18 protein-coding genes are annotated in these 16,845 nt (G+C 66.0%); 15 read left to right on the forward strand and 3 right to left on the reverse strand.

What is annotated here, in order from left to right; translation table 11 throughout:
* Positions 1-20 precede the first annotated feature (20 nt).
* The 3 genes from G394_RS18145 to ndk are packed head-to-tail and all read right to left on the reverse strand — an operon-like array spanning position 21 to position 1,792.
* Positions 21-560, reverse strand: a complete 540-nt coding sequence (locus G394_RS18145; protein ID WP_043774864.1) for a GNAT family N-acetyltransferase — start codon at positions 558-560, stop codon at positions 21-23.
* Between the two features lie 24 nt (positions 561-584).
* Complete coding sequence (gene proC, locus G394_RS0105810) at positions 585-1,376, reverse strand: pyrroline-5-carboxylate reductase (protein WP_043774866.1); 792 nt, start codon at positions 1,374-1,376, stop codon at positions 585-587.
* Positions 1,376-1,792: a nucleoside-diphosphate kinase gene (gene ndk / locus G394_RS0105815; protein ID WP_028576858.1), complete on the reverse strand. Its 417-nt coding sequence runs from the start codon at positions 1,790-1,792 to the stop codon at positions 1,376-1,378. Before ndk ends, proC begins: the two co-directional genes overlap by 1 nt.
* Positions 1,793-1,982: 190 nt before the next feature.
* On the opposite strand from ndk, the gene G394_RS0105820 reads away from it, so the two are divergent.
* The 15 genes from G394_RS0105820 (at position 1,983) to G394_RS20070 (ending at position 16,830) form a co-directional block, all read left to right on the forward strand.
* Entirely contained in the window at positions 1,983-2,543 is a 561-nt protein-coding gene (locus G394_RS0105820; protein ID WP_028576859.1) for a GAF domain-containing protein, read from the forward strand.
* A gap of 9 nt (positions 2,544-2,552) precedes the next feature.
* On the forward strand, positions 2,553-3,572 hold the full coding sequence (gene gap, locus G394_RS0105825; RefSeq protein WP_028576860.1) for a type I glyceraldehyde-3-phosphate dehydrogenase: 1,020 nt from the start codon (positions 2,553-2,555) through the stop codon (positions 3,570-3,572).
* Between the two features lie 275 nt (positions 3,573-3,847).
* Positions 3,848-5,752 (forward strand): molecular chaperone DnaK, encoded by a 1,905-nt coding sequence (gene dnaK, locus G394_RS0105830; protein WP_028576861.1) that lies wholly within the window; start codon positions 3,848-3,850, stop codon positions 5,750-5,752.
* Between the two features lie 129 nt (positions 5,753-5,881).
* Positions 5,882-7,822, forward strand: a complete 1,941-nt coding sequence (locus tag G394_RS0105835) for a penicillin-binding protein activator (RefSeq protein WP_028576862.1) — start codon at positions 5,882-5,884, stop codon at positions 7,820-7,822.
* On the forward strand, positions 7,819-8,103 hold the full coding sequence (gene gatC / locus G394_RS0105840; protein WP_028576863.1) for an Asp-tRNA(Asn)/Glu-tRNA(Gln) amidotransferase subunit GatC: 285 nt from the start codon (positions 7,819-7,821) through the stop codon (positions 8,101-8,103). The genes G394_RS0105835 and gatC overlap by 4 nt, the downstream gene beginning before the upstream one ends.
* A gap of 37 nt (positions 8,104-8,140) precedes the next feature.
* On the forward strand, positions 8,141-9,604 hold the full coding sequence (gatA, locus tag G394_RS0105845) for an Asp-tRNA(Asn)/Glu-tRNA(Gln) amidotransferase subunit GatA (protein ID WP_028576864.1): 1,464 nt from the start codon (positions 8,141-8,143) through the stop codon (positions 9,602-9,604).
* A 30-nt stretch (positions 9,605-9,634) separates the two neighbouring features.
* Positions 9,635-10,678: a tRNA 2-thiouridine(34) synthase MnmA gene (gene mnmA, locus G394_RS0105850; protein ID WP_028576865.1), complete on the forward strand. Its 1,044-nt coding sequence runs from the start codon at positions 9,635-9,637 to the stop codon at positions 10,676-10,678.
* Positions 10,668-11,960 carry a MiaB/RimO family radical SAM methylthiotransferase gene (locus G394_RS0105855; protein ID WP_028576866.1) on the forward strand — a complete coding sequence of 431 codons (1,293 nt, stop codon included), beginning with the start codon at positions 10,668-10,670 and terminating at the stop codon, positions 11,958-11,960. Before mnmA ends, G394_RS0105855 begins: the two co-directional genes overlap by 11 nt.
* Entirely contained in the window at positions 11,957-12,520 is a 564-nt protein-coding gene (locus tag G394_RS0105860; RefSeq protein ID WP_028576867.1) for a DUF4416 family protein, read from the forward strand. The genes G394_RS0105855 and G394_RS0105860 overlap by 4 nt, the downstream gene beginning before the upstream one ends.
* Positions 12,505-13,386: a YicC/YloC family endoribonuclease gene (locus G394_RS0105865; RefSeq protein WP_028576868.1), complete on the forward strand. Its 882-nt coding sequence runs from the start codon at positions 12,505-12,507 to the stop codon at positions 13,384-13,386. Before G394_RS0105860 ends, G394_RS0105865 begins: the two co-directional genes overlap by 16 nt.
* Positions 13,387-13,388: 2 nt before the next feature.
* On the forward strand, positions 13,389-13,646 hold the full coding sequence (locus tag G394_RS0105870) for a DUF370 domain-containing protein (protein WP_028576869.1): 258 nt from the start codon (positions 13,389-13,391) through the stop codon (positions 13,644-13,646).
* Positions 13,639-14,280, forward strand: coding sequence for a guanylate kinase (gene gmk / locus G394_RS0105875; RefSeq protein ID WP_028576870.1), 642 nt, complete (start codon positions 13,639-13,641; stop codon positions 14,278-14,280). The genes G394_RS0105870 and gmk overlap by 8 nt, the downstream gene beginning before the upstream one ends.
* Positions 14,277-14,987: an orotidine-5'-phosphate decarboxylase gene (gene pyrF, locus G394_RS0105880; RefSeq protein WP_028576871.1), complete on the forward strand. Its 711-nt coding sequence runs from the start codon at positions 14,277-14,279 to the stop codon at positions 14,985-14,987. The genes gmk and pyrF overlap by 4 nt, the downstream gene beginning before the upstream one ends.
* Positions 14,988-15,008: 21 nt before the next feature.
* Positions 15,009-15,794, forward strand: coding sequence for a tetratricopeptide repeat protein (locus G394_RS0105885; protein ID WP_028576872.1), 786 nt, complete (start codon positions 15,009-15,011; stop codon positions 15,792-15,794).
* A gap of 25 nt (positions 15,795-15,819) precedes the next feature.
* Positions 15,820-16,830, forward strand: a complete 1,011-nt coding sequence (locus tag G394_RS20070; RefSeq protein ID WP_084435384.1) for a LuxR C-terminal-related transcriptional regulator — start codon at positions 15,820-15,822, stop codon at positions 16,828-16,830.
* The last annotated feature ends 15 nt before the right edge of the window (positions 16,831-16,845 follow it).

Here is a 16,845-nt window from a genome sequence, read left to right on the forward strand (position 1 = left end):
TGCTGCCGGCCGGCGAGCAGTCAGGGATGCTTGAGCGTTTTCTGCAGTTCCAGGTAGGCGTGTCCTTCCGGACTGAAGCGCCGGTCGCCGCTCATGCCGGTAATCTCCGTGAACCCGAGTTTTATCCAGAACCGCAGAGCGTTCCAGTTCTTGAGCCCCACGCCGACGCGCAGGGTTTTCGCCGGTCCAGGTCGCAACACCTGCTCCAGGCGCAGGCACATTTCCCGTCCGAGCCCCGCCCCCTGGAACCGGGGGTGAAGGAACAGTTCGCCGATGTAGGCGACGTCCCCGGCCGGGTAGCCCATGCACAGGCTCAAAAGGCCCAGAGGCTGCTCGGTGCGGACGTCGCATAGCAGGAAGTTGTGCAGCCGGGCGGTCGGGGCGCTTTGAGGCAGGTTCAGCCCTTGTGTGAAGCGACGGGACAGGGCGAGGGGATCGTGCTCCCGGTCCAGGAGGACGAGCAGGTCCCGGTTGCCCTCGTAGATTCCGGCCACCGCCAAGGCGTCGGCGTCGGTCACGGGCCGGGCGAGGATGCGTGCGCTGCGCAGTGTCTCGGCCATGAAAAAAGGCGGCCCGAGGCCGCCCTACTCCGCGAGTTCCCTGCTTCGCCGGGCGGCCGCCAGGACCGCCTGGGACAGGGCGAATTTGAATCGGTGCTCGTCCAGGGCGTTGAGCCCCGCGATGGTCGTGCCGCCGGGGGAGGTGACCATTTCCTTGAGGATTGTCGGGTGCGCCCCGTCGGCCTCGGCCATGAGGGCGCAGCCGCCGACCAGGCCCGTGACCATGTTCGTGGCCTGTGCCCGGGTCAGGCCCATGGTCACGCCGGCGTCGATGAGTCCTTCCATGAAGGCGTAGACATAGGCCGGGCCCGAGCCGATGAGGCCCGTGTATGCGTCGAAGAGTTTCTCGGGCAGGACGTGGGCCTGGCCGATGGACGAGAAGGTTTCGAGGACGGTCCGGCGGCAGGCTTCGTCGACCTTTTCGTGGTCGAAGCACAGGGCGTAGACGCCCTTGCCGACCATGGCCGGCGTGTTGGGCATGACCCGCACGACGGGGCAGACCCCGCCGGACCAGGCAATCAGTTGCGCCAATGTCACGCCGGCGGCGATGGAGACGAGGCACGTTCCGGGTCCAAGGGACTCGGCCAGTCCCTGCAGGACGGGCCGCATGACCTGCGGCTTGACGGCCAGGAGGACGAAGTCCGAATTCCTGGCCACGTCCTGCGCGGTCGTGTGGATGGTCATGATGTCGGCGTTTCTGCCGCGCATGACGTCGCTGGGGTCGAAGCCGTGCAGCGCGAAGGCGCCTCCCGCGGCCAGTCCGCGGGCGATGGCGCCGCCCATGTTCCCAAGTCCGATGAACCCGAAGCGTTTCATTATCCCACCAGTTCCAGAGCGTTGAAGAAGTACGCGATCTCGACGGCCGCGGTGTCCTGACCATCGGAACCGTGGCAGGAGTTCTTTTCGATGTCCAGCGCGTACTTGCGGCGGATGGTGCCTTCGGCGGCGTTGTCCTTGTTGGTGGCGCCCATCAGGTCGCGGTACTTCTGCACGGCGTTTTCGCCTTCAAGGCACATGACCACGCAGGGGCCGGAGCACATGTAGTCGGTCAGGCTGCCGAAGAAGGGGCGTTCCCTGTGCACGGCGTAGAAGCCTTCGGCCTGGGCCTTGGTCATGTGGATCATCTTCATGCCGACGACGCGCAGGCCGGCGTTCTGGATCATGGCGATGATTTCGCCCTGCAGGTTGCGGGCGACGGCGTCGGGCTTGATGATGGAGAAAGTGCGTTCCATAAATGCTCCTCGATGTGATTTTTTGCGGCGTCCTATACTCTGTAACGGGAAAATACAAGGAGCGGCTTTTTTCTCTGCGTTGTTTGGTCGCTCAAATTGCATGTTTGTGTCATGGGGAAAATGTGTTGGTCTCCCGGGCCGTCCTGGTGTATCCCCTCCGGGGAAGCCTTTGAATACAGCGGAGGAAATCATGAGCACAAAACGTCTTTACGAGATTTTTTATGAAGTGAGCCGCACCGTGAACTCCAGCCTCGACCCGGGCGAGGTCCTGAACCGCATTGCGGAGCAGGTCACCCGCGCCATGGGCGTGAAAGGATGCTTCATCCGCCTGCTGGACCGCGGCGGCAAGGTTCTCAAGCCGGCGGCCCAGTACGGCCTGAGCGAGCGCTACACCAGAAAGGGCGTGGTCGAGGTGGCCAAGAGCGGCCTGGACCGCGAGGCCTTCACCGGCAAGGTGGTGCAGATCGCCGATGCCGGCACGGACCCGCGTTTCCAGTACGGCCAGGAGGCCGCGGCCGAGGGTCTGGCCTCGGTCCTGGTGGCGCCCATGTTCGTGGAGGGCAGCCGGCCCATCGGCGTGCTGCGCGTCTACACCGGGGAGCGCAGGGAGTTCGGGCCCGAGGAGACCGACTTCCTGCAGGCCATCGCCAACATCTCGGCCATCGCCATCGAGAACGCGCGCATGCACCAGACTCTGAAGCGCCAGATGGAACTGATCAACGCCTACGATTACCAGGTTTTCGAGGACTAGGGGGAGCATATGGGAAAGACACGCATCGGCATCAACGGCTTCGGGCGCATCGGCCGCCAGGTCCTGAAAACCATCTGGCAGCGCCACCGCGACACCCTGGAAGTCGTGGCCATCAACGATCTCTTCGACACCCGGACCAACGCCCACCTGCTGCGGCACGACACGTCGTACGGACGCTTCGCCCCCGAGGTCGAGGCCGACGACGCGACCATCCGCGTCGGCGGGGAGTGGGAGATCAAGAGCTTCGCCCAGCGGGACCCCAAGCTCATCCCCTGGAAGGCCTGCGGGGTGGACATCGTCATCGAGTCCACGGGCATCTTCCGCACCGGGCCCACGGCGGCCCAGCACCTGGAGGCCGGGGCCAAAAAGGTCATCATCACCGCGCCGTCCAAGGATGAGGACCTGACCGTGGTCATCGGCGTCAACGAGGGGCAGTACGACCCGGCCAAGCACCACATCGTCTCCAACGCCTCCTGCACCACCAACTGCCTGGCCCCGGCGGTCAAGGTCATGCACGCGACGTTCGGCGTGGCCAAGGGCGTGCTGACCACGGTCCACGCCTACACCAACGACCAGCGTATCCTCGACCTGCCGCACAAGGACCTGCGCCGGGCCCGGGCCGCGGCCTGCAACATGATCCCGACCTCCACGGGCGCGGCCAAGGCCGTGGCCAAGGTTCTGCCGGAGATGGCCGGCCGCTTCGACGGCTACTCCGTGCGCGTGCCCGTGCCGGCCGTGTCCCTGGTGGACTTTGTGGCCGTGCTGGAGCGCGACACCACGGCCGAGGAGCTGAAAGCCGCCTTCAAAGCGGCCGCCGAAGGGGAGCTGAAGGGAATCCTCGGCTTCAGCGAGGAGGCGCTGGTGTCCTCGGATTTCATCGCCGACCCGCATTCGGGTGTGGTCGAGGCCGACTTCACCACCGTGCAGTGCGGCAACCTGGCCAAGGTGCTCATCTGGTACGACAACGAATGGGGCTATTCCAGCCGCGTGGCCGACCTGGCCCATCTCATGGGGCAGAAGGGCTTCTAGGCATCCGCATCGGCCTCTCTTCTCAGCAATCCCCCCTGCCGGCGAAGCCCGGCAGGGGGGATTCTCGTTGGCCCCGGGCGCGGCATGCGTTCGAGCACCGTCTCGGGGGCGCCATCCGAATGCCCCCGCGGGAGGCCTTGTTCCGGTTTTGCACCGGTCGGGACCGTTTTTTTGTGCAGAAAAATGTCGGCCTGCCCTTTACAACCGGTTTTTAGGCTTTAATTTGAGCCCGATTTTTACGTGAACTTTTCGAATTCAAGCCACAGGAGACCACAATGGGCAAGATTATCGGCATAGACCTTGGAACCACCAACAGCTGCGTCTACGTCATGGAAGGCAAGGACGCCAAATGCATCACCAATCCCGAGGGCGGCCGGACAACGCCGTCCATCGTCGCGTTCACCGATCAGGACCGCCTCGTGGGCGAGATCGCCAAGCGCCAAGCCGTGACCAATTCCGACAAGACCGTGTTCGCGGTGAAGCGCCTCATGGGCCGCCAGTTCGACGACCCAAAGCTCAAGGACTGGATCGCCAAGAGCCCCTACAAGATCGTGTCCGGCGCCAACAATGACGCCTACGTGCAGATCGGCGACAAGAAGTACAGCCCGGCCGAGATTTCCGCCCTCATCCTGCAGCGCCTGAAGAAGGACGCCGAGACCTACCTGGGCGAGACCGTGACCGAGGCCGTCATCACCGTGCCCGCCTACTTCAACGACTCCCAGCGCCAGGCCACCAAGGACGCCGGACGCATCGCGGGCCTCGACGTCAAGCGCATCATCAACGAACCCACGGCCGCTTCCCTGGCCTACGGCTCGGACAAGAAGGCTAACGAGAAGATCGCCGTGTTCGACCTCGGCGGCGGCACCTTCGACATCTCCATCCTCGAAGTCGGCGACAACGTCGTCGAAGTGCGCGCCACCAACGGCGACACCTTCCTGGGCGGCGAGGATTTCGACCACGAGATCATCAATTTCCTGGTGAGCGAGTTCAAGCGCGAAAACGGCATCGACCTGTCCAAGGACAAGATGGCCCTGCAGCGCCTGAAGGAAGCCGCCGAGAAGGCCAAGAAGGACCTGTCCACCTCCATGGAGACGGACATCAACCTGCCCTTCATCACGGCCGACCAGAACGGGCCCAAGCACATGACCATGAAGCTGTCCCGGGCCAAGCTCGAATCCTTGTGCGAGCATCTCGTGGCCCGCACCATCGAGCCCTGCCGCAAGGCCCTGGCTGACGCGGGCCTCAAGACCGGCGACATCAACGAGGTCATCCTCGTCGGCGGCATGACCCGCATGCCGCTGGTGCAGAAGAAGGTCGGCGAGTTCTTCGGCAAGGAGCCCAACCGTAGCGTGAACCCCGACGAGGTCGTGGCCATGGGTGCGGCCATCCAGGGCGGCATCCTGACCGGCGACGTGAAGGACGTGCTGCTGCTCGACGTGACCCCGCTGTCTCTGGGCATCGAGACCCTGGGCGGTGTGTTCACCAAGCTCATCGACCGTAACACGACCATCCCGACGCGCAAGAGCAACACCTTCACCACGGCCGCCGACAACCAGCCGTCCGTGTCCATCCACGTGCTGCAGGGCGAGCGCCCCATGTGCTCGGACAACATGACCCTGGGCCGCTTCGAGCTGACGGGCCTCCCGGCCGCCCCCCGCGGCGTGCCGCAGATCGAGGTCACCTTCGACATCGACGCCAACGGCATCGTCAACGTCTCGGCCAAGGACCTGGGCACGGGCAAGGAACAGTCCATCCGCATCACGGCGTCGAGCGGCCTGAGCGACACGGACATCGAGCGCCTGATCAAGGAGGCCGAGTCCCACGCCGAAGAGGACAAGAAGAAGCAGAAGCTCATCGAGGTCCGCAACAGCGCCGACACGCTCATCTACACCACCGAGAAGTCCATCCGCGATCTCGGCGAGAGCATTGACGCGGCCCTGAAGAACGACATCGAGACCAAGGCCGAGGCCCTGAAGAAGGTCATGCAGAGCGACGACGCCGAGGCCATCCAGAAGTCCATGGACGAGCTGGCCCAGGCCTCCCACAAGCTGGCCGAGAAGCTCTACGCCCAGAAGACCGACGCGGGCGCCCACGCCGCGGGCCCCGAGGCCCACGGGCAGGCCGGACCCAAGAAGGATGACGACGACGTCGTCGATGCCGACTACACTGAAGTGAAGTAGCGGCAAGCATCGGCTTGACACGGCAAATTGCCGGTCCCTATACTTCGCGCCTGGCCCTTGAGGGGGCCAGGCTTTTTTTTACCCAATACCAACGTCCATCCCGGGCTGGCCGCCGCCCATCTCATCCTTATGAAACTCGGTTCCCTTTCCCTGTGCCTGCTTGTCCTCGTCCTGGGTCTGGCCTCGTGCGTACCCAAGACGGTCATCCGCTCCACCCCCGGTCCCGCGACCTCGACCGGGCTGCCCGGCTACCGGGCCGAAGACCCGAAGAAGGCTCTGGAGAAATACTCCAGGCACCTGCAGACGACCAAGCCCGGCGACGCCGGGCGGCAGGAGGCCTGGAGCAAGACCGTGGGCAGCGCCGTGCAACTCGGCGAGTTCGACCTGGCCGAGCGCAACCTCCAGGCCTGGAAGGCCGAGAGCCGCAACGCCACCGCCTCCTGGGAATGGAACCAGGCCAATGCGCAGCTCCTGCTGGCCCGCAAGGGTCAGGACGCCTATTCCTCGTACCTCATCGACATGGTCGGCCGTAAGGACATGGACTGGACCACGCGCGAGGCGGCGGGCATGGAGCTGGTGGACTACTTCTGGAACAAACCGGAGTACGGTCTGGCCTTCGATGCGCTGGGGCTGGTCTACGGGGCGGCCCCGGACAACGACGCCAAGGGAGCCTTGGAGTCCACGGCCCTGACGCGGGCCGAGTCCCTTTCATCCGAAGAGCTGCAGAAGGTGCTCGACGGGGCGCTGGGCGCGGACCGCAACGCCTACCCCTGGTCCATGGTCGTCTGGGCCCAGAGCATGAAGCTCCTGGCCCGGGACAAGGCCAACTGGGCAGCGGTGTGGCCGAGCCTGTCGACCATCGTGCGCACCGGGGGGCTGGCCAACCGGGACTTTTTCGCGGGCAACCTGCGCTCCCTGGAGCAGCAGTTCGGCACGGTCAGCCAGAGTCTCGTTCTGCTACTGCCCCTGTCGGGCCCGTATTCCCAGGTCGGATGGAAGATCGCCAAGGGCGCGGACACCGCCTGGCGGGAGAGCCGGGCCCAGACCGCAGCTCCGGCCATCAAGCTCATCAACACCGAATCGCCGACTTTCCTCGACGAACTGCGGGCCCTGGAAGGGTCGCCCGTCGTAGGCGGTCCGTTGCGTAAGGAGATCTGGGAGAAAATCCGGGTCGCGGGGCTGCACCGCAACATGCGTTTCCTGACCTTCATGCCCAGCGTCGAGGACGAGGGCGTCGAGGCCTGGCGCTTCTTCAGCAGCCCCGAGGATCAGGTCCGGGCGCTCATCCGTTGGTGCGAACGGCTCGGGGTCACGTCCTATGCCGTTCTCTACCCGCAGGACCGCTTCGGCACGGCCATGTCCCAGGTCTTCCAGGACCAGGCCCGGATGCTCGGGGCCAGCGTGCCCGTGGTCAGAGGCTACGAGGTCGAGAACCCTCCCGGCTGGACCAAGGCCGTGGCATCGGTCCTGGGCGCCAGCGGGGACAAGAACACCATGAACCCCGAACCGCCCTTCCAGGCGGTCTTCCTGCCCGACTCCCTTTTCCGGGTGCAGCAGCTGGCCCCGCTCTTCCATTACTTCGAGGAGACGCGGCTCATCTTTCTGGGGCCGCAGCTCTGGAGCCAGGGGCTGCCCGACGCCAAGCTCGAGATGCAGTATTTCGGCCTGACGGTCTTTCCAGGTGCCTGGAGCCCGGACCTGGGTTCGCAGAGCGCCCAGAACCTCAAGCGCGGCATGCAGGAGGGCGGCGGCGAGGAGCCGGACCTGTGGGCGGCCATCGGGTATGACTTCGTGCGCTTCTGCGCACTGGTCGGCGGCGCCCAGAGTTCCCCCGACGCCTTCAACCGCGCCCTGGCCGAGGCGGCGACCCGCATGCCGTGGTCCATCGCGCCCATGCATTGGGACGGCGGCAAGCTCAGCCAGGACATGTTCCTTTTCCAGCCGACGCAGACCGGCATGATTCAGGCCGATCTGGCGAAGATCCAGCAGACCCGCGAGATGCGGCAGATCCGCCGCGAGGAGCGTCGGGCCCAACTTGACGAAAAGAGAAAAAAAGAGGCCAAGCAATGAAGATAAGCCCCGAGAAGGCCCTGGCCATCGCCACCCTGGCCAGGCTGGAGATCAGTCCCGAGCAGGCGGTCACGCTGGGCTCCCAGATGGATGACATCCTCGGCTACATGGACAAGCTGAACGAACTCGACACGGCCGACGTCGAGCCCATGTACACTCCCGTGGACCAGCCCGGCGCACTGCGCGTCGACGAAGTCTCCAAGGAGTTCTCCCGCGCCCAGATCCTGAAGAACGCCCCCGAGACCGACGGACAGTACTTCATCGTCCCGCGCATCGTGTGACCACGGGTTTCATCCATCAGCCCCGAGAGGATTGTTCATGTCACAGCTTTTCGATCTTTCCCTGACCCGTGTCCGCGACCTCCTGCGCTCGGGCGAAGTCACGGCCGAGGCGGCCACGGCCGCCTGCCTGGAGCGCATCGCCGCCACGGAACCGGCCATCGACGCCCTGCTGCACGTGGCGGGCGAAGCGGCCCTGGACCAGGCCCGCGCCATGGACCAGGCCGGCCCCGACGCCGGGAGACCCCTGTGGGGCGTGCCCGTGACCGTCAAGGACGTCCTGGCCACGGAGGGCCTGCCCACCACCTGCGGCTCGCGCATCCTGGAGAATTTCGTCCCGGTCTACGACGCCCACTGCGTGTCCAGGCTGAAGGAGGCCGGCGCCATCATCATCGGCAAGGCCAACATGGACGAGTTCGCCATGGGCTCGTCCACGGAGAACTCGGCCTACAAGGTCACGAAGAATCCCTGGAACACGGGACGGGTGCCCGGAGGTTCCAGCGGCGGGTCGGCGGCCAGCGTGGCGGCGGGGCAGTGCTTCGCGTCCATCGGCACGGACACGGGCGGCTCCATCCGCCAGCCGGCCAGCTTTTGCGGCATCGTCGGCCTCAAGCCGGGCTACGGGCGGGTTTCCCGCCGCGGCCTCGTCGCCTACGGCTCGTCCCTGGACCAGGCCGGGCCCATGACCCGCACCGTGGCCGACGCCGCCCTGATCCTGCAGGTCATCGCCGGCCACGACCCCAAGGATTCCACCAGCCTCGACGCCCCGGTGCCCAACTACCTCGAAGCCATCCGGGGCGCCTCCCTCAAGGGCCTGCGCCTGGGCCTGCCCGAGCAGTACTGGGGCGAGGGCCTGTCGGCCGAGGTGGACGCGGCCTGCCGCGGGGCCGTGGACCTGGCGGCGTCCCTTGGTGCCGAGATCGTGCCCGTGTCGCTTCCGCACACCGAATACGCCATCGCCACCTACTACATCCTGGCCATGGCCGAAGCCAGTTCCAACCTGGCCCGCTTCGACGGCGTGCGCTACGGGCTGCGCAGCACGAAGTCCGTCGACTTGGCCACCATGTACACCCGTTCGCGCTGCGAGGGGTTCGGCGAGGAGGTCATGCGCCGCATCATGCTCGGCACCTACGTGCTCTCGGCCGGCTACTACGACGCCTACTACAAAAAGGCCGCCCAGGTGCGCCGCCTCATCCGCCAGGACTTCCTGAACGCCCTGGGCAAATGCGACCTGATCTGCGGCCCGGCCTGCCCGACCACGGCCTTCGCCATCGGCGAGAACACGGCGGACCCGCTGCAGATGTACCTGACGGACATCTTCACCATTTCCCTGAACCTGAGCGGCCTGCCGGGCATGTCGCTGCCGGTGGGGCTGGGTCGGGACACGGGCATGCCCGTGGGCCTGCAGCTCTTCGCCGGCAATCTGCAGGAGGCGCCCCTGCTGGCCGCGGCCGCGGTCCTGGAGGCGAACCTGCCGGCCATGCCCGCGCCCCCCATTGCCTGACACACGGCCGGACCTTCCGGCCTTTTTCTTATGGACAAGATCGCGATCGCATTGAGCGGAGGGGCTGATTCCCTCATGAGCCTGCTGCTGCTCCGGGAAGCCGGGGCGGAGGTCATGGCCGTGCACGCCCTTTTTCTGCCTTCGTCCGAAGAAGCCCTGATCAAGGGCCTCGGCGCGACGTGTTCGGCGTTGGGCGTGCCCTTCGACGTCATCGACCTGCGGGCCGAGTTCGAGGAACTGGTCGTCACCCCCTTCGTGCGGGCTTACCTGGACGGGTTGACGCCCAACCCGTGCGCGGCCTGCAACCCGGCCATCAAGTTCGGCCTGCTCCTGGACCGCGTGCGGTCGCTCGGCGCCGAGCGCCTGGCCACGGGCCATTACGCCCGCCTGGAGGCCAGGCCTTGGGGCCAGGCCCTCTTCCGAGGACTCGACCCGGCCAAGGACCAGAGCTATTTCCTGTCCAGGGTGCCGCGGGAGCGGTTTAGTCGCGTCGTCTTCCCCCTTGCGGATTGGACCAAGGACCGGGTGCGTCTGGCCCTGGCCGAGCGCGGGCTTACGCCCCCGGCCGGTCGGGAGAGCCAGGAGGTCTGCTTCATTCCTACGGACTACCGGGATTTCCTGCGCGACCGCGGCGTGCGGCTGGGCGGGCCCGGGCCCATCGCCCTGGCCGACGGGCGGGTCGTGGGGCGCCACGAGGGCCTGTGGAACCACACCCTGGGTCAGCGCAAGGGGCTGGGCGTGGCCTGGAGCGAGCCTCTCTACGTCACGGGCAAGGATTTCGCGGGCAACCGGCTCCTCGTCGGCCCCAGGCCCGAGGCCATGGCCCGTGGGTGCCGCACCGAGCGGCCGAACCTGCTCTGCCCGCCGGAGGCGTGGCCGGACGAGGTGCTGGTGCAGACCATCTACCGCCAGCGTCCCGAAGCAGCGCGGGTGAGCGTGGACGAGGGCGGCATGACGGTCGTCTTCCCCGCGCCCAGGCCCATCCCCACGCCGGGCCAGGTGGCGGCGGTTTATTCGGCCGACGGCCAGGTCCTGGCCGGGGCCGTCATCCGGGAGGCGCTCCATGAAGCGTAGGCCGGGGCAGCTTTTTTTCCTGGCCACGCAGGGCTGCAAGGTCAACCAGTACGAGTCCCAGGCCATCCGCGAGGCCTGGCTGGACGAGGGCCTGATGGAAACCCACGACCCGGCCCTGGCCGACATCGTGCTCGTCAACAGCTGCGCCGTGACCGAGCGGGCGGTGCTGGACCTGGCCAAGCTGGTACGGGGCTTCGCGGCCGTCTCGCCCAGGCCGCGCATCATCGTGGCGGGCTGCGCCGTTGAGGCCGACCGAGAGCGCATCCTGGCGCTTGACGCCGTGGACGAGGTCGTCTCCCAGCAGGGCAAGGCGGATTTGGGGCATGCCGCGACGCAGGGCGGACCGTTCCCGTCCCTGAGTATTTCCGACTACAACCGCGCCCGGGCCGTGATCAAGGTCCAGGACGGCTGCTCCCACGGCTGCACCTACTGCATCATCCCCTCCACCAGAGGCCGTTCCGTCAGCCGCGATCCGCTCGACGTCGTGGTCGAGGCCGAGCGTCTTCTGGACGCCGGCATCCGGGAACTGTCCCTGTGCGGCATCAACCTGCGCCACTACGGCCGCGACCTCTCCCCGCGCATCGATTTCTGGGACCTTCTGGCCGCCGTGGACCGGGCCCTGGCCCCGCGCTGGGCCGGACGGGCCAGGCTGCGGATCGGTTCCCTGGAACCCGCCGACCTGCACGACAAGGCTCTGGAGACCCTGGCCGGATGCCGTCTCATGAGTCCGCACCTGCACCTGTCCCTGCAGAGCGGCAGCCCCGAGGTACTGCGTCGCATGGGGCGCGGGCACTACGGGCCGGAACAGATCTTCGGCTTTCTGGAGGGCCTGCGTCGCGTCTGGCCGGTCTTCGGGCTGGGCGCGGACCTCATCGCCGGCTTCCCGGGCGAGACGCAGGAGCACGTGCGTCAGACCATGGACGTGGTGGAGCGCCTGCCCCTGTCCTATGCCCACGTCTTTCCCTATTCCGAGCGGCCCGGCACCCCGGCGGCGGCGTTTCCGGGCAGCGTGCCAGCCCATGTGCGCAGGGAGAGGGCCAAGGCCCTACGGCAACTCGTAGCCGGCAAGCGGGCCGCCTTCCTGCGGGGACTGCTGGTCCTGCCGCACATGGACGTGGTGCCGGAAGACGGCGGGACGGGCATGAACGAATTCTACGTCGAATGCCTGCTGGAAGGCGACGCGCCCCTGACGGTCCGAGAACTGCTCCGGGTCGCGCCGGTCGGGGTCGCCGCAGCGGGCCTGGTCGTCAGGCCTTTTGCCGGGACGGGGGACGCGTCGTGAGCACGCCCGTCATCCCCCTGCCGGCCCGCGCCTTCCTGTCGGTCCTGAGCGCGCGCTGGGACGAGTTCTGGGACGACCTGCGGCCCCGTCTCGAAGCGCTGCTCGGCCCCGTGGACTACGAGTCCGGCCCCATCCCTTTCAACGTGACCGGCTACTACGACGGGGAGCTTGGCACGCCCATCACGCGGCGCATTCTGTCCTTCGGCCGGCCGTTGGCCATGGACGCCCTGGCCGAGGTCAAGCTCGCCACCAACGCCATGGAGCGGCAGTGGGAACGGGACGGGCGGCGCATCTTCAACCTCGACCCCGGCTACATCAACCAGGAGCGGCTCGTGCTGGCCACGGGCAAGAATTTCACGCACCGCGTCTACCTGTCCCGGGGCATCTGGGCCGACCTGACCCTCATCTTCCAAAAGGGCGACTGGATCGACCTGCCCTGGACCTTCCCGGACTACGCCGAACCCGAAATCAAGGGCCACTTGACCCGACTCCGGGAGATGTACAGAGCCTCCCTCAAGAACATGCAACCCCACGAGGAAACCATATGCCACGAAGCATGACCGGCTACGGCCGCGCAAGCGCCCAGGAAGAGAACTGGGCCCTGACCTGGGAAATCCGCAGTCTCAACAACCGTCACCTGGACCTCAAGTGGAAGATTCCCCCGACCCTGTACGCCCACCAGAAGGAGTGGGAGAACGAGGTCAAGGCCGTGGCCAGCCGCGGCGGGGTCGAACTCTTCCTCGGCCTCAAGATCATGAACCCCGAGCTGCAGAGCCTGAGCCTCGACACGACCATGGCCGCCTCCATGCTGCGTGAACTTGATCTGCTGGCCGCGTCCATGGGTGTGCCGCACGCGCCCGACCTGAACCGCCTCCTGGGCATCTCCGCCCTGTGGAAGGACTCCGGCAGCATCGAGAACCCGGAACTGGTCCAGAGCCTGACCGGGACCCTCAGGCAGGCCCTGGCGGACTGGGACGCGGCCCGCGTGCGCGAGGGACTGGCCCTGGAGGAGGACCTGCGCGCCCGCTTCACGCGGCTGGGCGAACTGGTGGAGGAGATCCGCGGCCTGGCGTCACATACGGCGGCGGACCGCTTCGCCCTGCTGCAGGAACGCGTGGGCAAGCTGCTGGCCGAGAGCGGCGTGCAGGCGGACCCGGACCGGATGCTGCAGGAGCTGGCCGTCATCTCCGACCGCATCGACGTGTCCGAGGAGCTGACGCGGCTCGACATCCATCTCAAGGGCATCGACGGCTACTTCAGCCAGACCGAGCCCGTGGGCCGCAAGCTCGACTTCATGGTCCAGGAGTGTTTCCGGGAGATCAACACCTGTGGCAACAAGAGCCAGAACACGGCCATCAGCCAGCTTGTGGTCGCCTTCAAGGCCGAACTGGAGAAGTGCCGCGAGCAGATCCAGAACCTGGAGTAGGCATGGAAAAGAAGAAGCTCCTCAACATCGGCTTCGGCAACGCCGTGGTCATGAACCGGGTGGTGGCCATCGTCGGCCCGACGTCGTCGCCCATGCGCAGGCTGAGAGAGGAGGCCAAACAGGCCGGGAGGCTCATCGACGCGACCCAGGGCCGCAAGACGCGCTCCCTGATCATCACGGACTCGAACCACTGCATCCTCTCGGCCATCCAGCCCGAAACCATCAGCCAACGATTCACCGCGGGAGGCAGCGATGAATAGTCCCGAAGGGACCGCTTCCAACACGGGGATGATGCTCGTCATCAGCGCCCCATCGGGCACGGGCAAGAGCACCCTCATCCGCCGCCTGACGGCGGAGTTCAAGGCCTTCGCCTTCTCCGTGTCTTGCACTACCCGCGCTCCCAGGCCCGGCGAGGTCGACGGGCGGGAATACCATTTCCTGACCCGCGAGGAGTTCGAGGAGCGCCGCGAAAACGCGTTTTTCGCCGAGTGGGCCGAGGTTCACGGCAATCTCTATGGCACGCCCCGGCAGGCCACCCTGGACCTGCTCGGCGCTGGGCGGGACGTCATCTTCGACATCGACGTGCAGGGCGCGCGGCAGCTCAAGGCGAGCATGGGGCAGGGCTGCTACGTATTCATTTTCCCACCCTCGCGGGAGGTGCTGGAGCGCAGGCTCACCGGGCGCGGCACCGACAGCGCGGAGGTCGTGGCCAGGCGGCTGGCCGCGGCCCGGGGGGAGATCATGGACAGCCACTGGTTCGACCACTGGATCGTCAACGACGACCTGCAGCTGGCGTACGATCAGCTTCGCGCCGTCTATGTGGCCGAAAAGACTCGGCCTGAGTACCAGCAGGCCTGGCGCGAAGGTCTCGGCCGGCAGTGGGGTGGACGATGAAGGCGCCCGCGCTGGTCGTAGCCCTCGATTTTGTCGAGGCCGCCCCCGCACTCGATCTGGCCTCGCGCCTGCGGGGCATCGTCCCTTGGGTCAAGGTCGGGCTCGAACTCTTTCTCGCCGCGGGCAAAGAACTTCCGGCCCGGCTCAAGGACATGGGCTTCCACGTCTTTTTGGATCTCAAGTTCATGGACATCCCTAACACCGTGCGGGCCGCCGTGGCGCAGGGCACGCGCATGGGCGCGGACATGCTGACCATCCACGCCCTGGGTGGCCGCGTCATGTGCGAGGCCGCCGTGGCCGGCCGGGACCAGGCCCTCTCTCCCGGTCAGCCTTCGCCGCTCATTCTCGGCGTGACGGTCCTGACCAGCATGGGGGCGGGCGATCTGGCCTGGAACCCCGGCGGCGTCGACCAGGACGTGCGCGATCTGGCCGTTGACCTGGCCAGGTCCGCCAAAAACTGGAAACTGGATGGCGTGGTCTGTTCAGGCCGGGAAGTTTCTGTTATTCGTCAGGCATGTGGAGCGGATTTTCGGCTCCTGACCCCGGGCATTCGACTTCCCGATGCCGACGCGGGTGACCAGACACGGGTCTGCACTCCGGCCCAGGCTGCCCGCGACGGCAGCGATTTTCTCGTGGTGGGCCGGCCCATCACCAGGGCGGCCGACCCGGTGAACGCCGCGCGCATGTATCTGGAGGCGACCGGGTAAATCCTGCTTGGAGGGGAACCCATGGCGGAAGCCGAATCTCAACGATCCCGCATCAAAGGGGTCTTTTCTTCCGAAAGAATCGCCAAGGTCGGCGCTGGAGCGACGGTCCGCAAGACCACGCAGACCATGTACTGGTTTGCCGAGGAGGATGAGGAGGAGCGGATCTGGATACAGCCCCTCAACCCCAATTACGTGCCTTCGGGCCCCAAGCAGGAAATCCCCAAGGACGAGTTCCTGGAAAGCTATGCGCCCGAGCCCGAATTCTACTCGACCAAGGTCTACCCGAGCATCCGCAAGCTGAATCAGACCATCGCCAAGGCCGAGCGCCATCGCGCCAACGGCGAGACGTACAGCGCGGAGATGGAATACGGCAACGCCCTGAGGGTGGACGAGGAGAACATCCGCGCCAATTTCGGCCTTGGGCTGACCTACCTGGAGCGCGGGGAGACGGGCAAGGCGGACAACATCTTTCAGCGCCTGATCAAGATCGAGGCGGCCTTCGAGGCCGAGCACAAGCACCTTTTCAACGATTTCGGCATCAGTCTGCGCAAGAACGAGATGTACGACCAGGCCATCGAGTACTACGCCAAGGCCCTGGAACTGTCTCCCAATGACGAAAATCTCCACTACAACATGGCGCGCGCCTGCTTCGCCAAGGCCGACATCACGAGAACCGTCGAGCATCTGCGCAGGGCACTGACGTTGAACAAGGACCTGGAAATCGCGCAGAAGTTTCTTTTGTATCTGAAAAAGAACAACCTGTTGCCGCAAAAACTATCCAGCGCGGAATCTTCGACCCCCGAATGAACCCGTGTGCGCGACGGAGGCAGGCATGAATCGAGGCGGCGATGCGTCCAGAAGTGACAACAGAAGAAGAATTGAACGCTTTTCCATGAGCATCCCCTCGAAGGTACGTTCGATCATGCACGATTACTCCGACCAGACATTGGCCACAACGAACATTTCCGCCGGAGGGGTCTTTTTCGAAACGGGCCAGACCTACCCGGTGGGCACATCCGTGACGCTCAACATTTCCCTGGATTTCGGCAGCCGCAAGCCGGGGATGTTCCAGTCGAGATTCCAGGTCGAGGGGACGGTCATCCGCAGCGAGTCCAACGGCATGGCCATCGCCTTCGATCCGGAGAGGGTGACGGCCATCCGCGTCAACGCCGCAGGCAAGGCCGGGCAGGCCGGCCCGGTCATGATCGGGGTCGTCGGGGAGGACCCGCTCCTGAACGACCTGCTCGCCGCACGCCTCAGCCAGGAGACCGGCGCCAACTGCAGCCACTCATCGTCCCTGCCCAAGATTCTGGAGACGGCGCGACCGGACCTGACCCTCCTCGACTGCACGGGCCTGTCCATGGACGAACTGCTGCAAGAGGCAGGCGGGGAGGATTCGCCGTTCATGACCACGTCTGTGGCCCTCTTCAACGTGCCCGAAGACAGGTCGCTGGAACTGGAGGCCCTGAACACGGGCATCCGGGGCGTCTTCTACCGCAACGCGCCCTTCAAGATCATGGTCAAGGGCGTCAATGCCATGCTGGACAACGAGCTCTGGTTCTCCCGGGAAGCCATGTCCGCCTTTCTGTTGGGCCGGCAGAACCGCCCCGCGGAAGCCGTTCCAGCGGAAGAGGACCTGGGCGAACTGAGCCAGCGCGAGCGCGAGATCCTGCTCATGCTGGCCGAGGGTGCCACCAACAAGGACATCGCGGCCAAGCTTTTTCTGAGCCTCAACACCATCAAGTCCCACATCTACAACATCTACAGGAAGATCGACGTCCCCAACCGGCTGCAGGCCTCCCTCTGGGCCGCCAAGCACCTGCGGGGCACGGATAACTCTTGAATTTGCGCCGCAAGT

It is taken from the genome of Desulfomicrobium escambiense DSM 10707 (assembly GCF_000428825.1).
GTDB lineage: Bacteria > Desulfobacterota > Desulfovibrionia > Desulfovibrionales > Desulfomicrobiaceae > Desulfomicrobium > Desulfomicrobium escambiense.

Bases quoted from the DNA above. Each gene is read 5' to 3' on its own strand.
- G394_RS18145 (WP_043774864.1), bottom strand. From the start codon at position 560: ATGGCCGAGACACTGCGCAGCGCACGCATCCTCGCCCGGCCCGTGACC.
- proC (WP_043774866.1), bottom strand. From the start codon at position 1,376: ATGAAACGCTTCGGGTTCATCGGACTTGGGAACATGGGCGGCGCCATC.
- ndk (WP_028576858.1), bottom strand. From the start codon at position 1,792: ATGGAACGCACTTTCTCCATCATCAAGCCCGACGCCGTCGCCCGCAAC.
- G394_RS0105820 (WP_028576859.1), top strand. From the start codon at position 1,983: ATGAGCACAAAACGTCTTTACGAGATTTTTTATGAAGTGAGCCGCACC.
- gap (WP_028576860.1), top strand. From the start codon at position 2,553: ATGGGAAAGACACGCATCGGCATCAACGGCTTCGGGCGCATCGGCCGC.
- dnaK (WP_028576861.1), top strand. From the start codon at position 3,848: ATGGGCAAGATTATCGGCATAGACCTTGGAACCACCAACAGCTGCGTC.
- G394_RS0105835 (WP_028576862.1), top strand. From the start codon at position 5,882: ATGAAACTCGGTTCCCTTTCCCTGTGCCTGCTTGTCCTCGTCCTGGGT.
- gatC (WP_028576863.1), top strand. From the start codon at position 7,819: ATGAAGATAAGCCCCGAGAAGGCCCTGGCCATCGCCACCCTGGCCAGG.
- gatA (WP_028576864.1), top strand. From the start codon at position 8,141: ATGTCACAGCTTTTCGATCTTTCCCTGACCCGTGTCCGCGACCTCCTG.
- mnmA (WP_028576865.1), top strand. From the start codon at position 9,635: ATGGACAAGATCGCGATCGCATTGAGCGGAGGGGCTGATTCCCTCATG.
- G394_RS0105855 (WP_028576866.1), top strand. From the start codon at position 10,668: ATGAAGCGTAGGCCGGGGCAGCTTTTTTTCCTGGCCACGCAGGGCTGC.
- G394_RS0105865 (WP_028576868.1), top strand. From the start codon at position 12,505: ATGCCACGAAGCATGACCGGCTACGGCCGCGCAAGCGCCCAGGAAGAG.
- G394_RS0105870 (WP_028576869.1), top strand. From the start codon at position 13,389: ATGGAAAAGAAGAAGCTCCTCAACATCGGCTTCGGCAACGCCGTGGTC.
- gmk (WP_028576870.1), top strand. From the start codon at position 13,639: ATGAATAGTCCCGAAGGGACCGCTTCCAACACGGGGATGATGCTCGTC.
- pyrF (WP_028576871.1), top strand. From the start codon at position 14,277: ATGAAGGCGCCCGCGCTGGTCGTAGCCCTCGATTTTGTCGAGGCCGCC.
- G394_RS0105885 (WP_028576872.1), top strand. From the start codon at position 15,009: ATGGCGGAAGCCGAATCTCAACGATCCCGCATCAAAGGGGTCTTTTCT.
- G394_RS20070 (WP_084435384.1), top strand. From the start codon at position 15,820: ATGAATCGAGGCGGCGATGCGTCCAGAAGTGACAACAGAAGAAGAATT.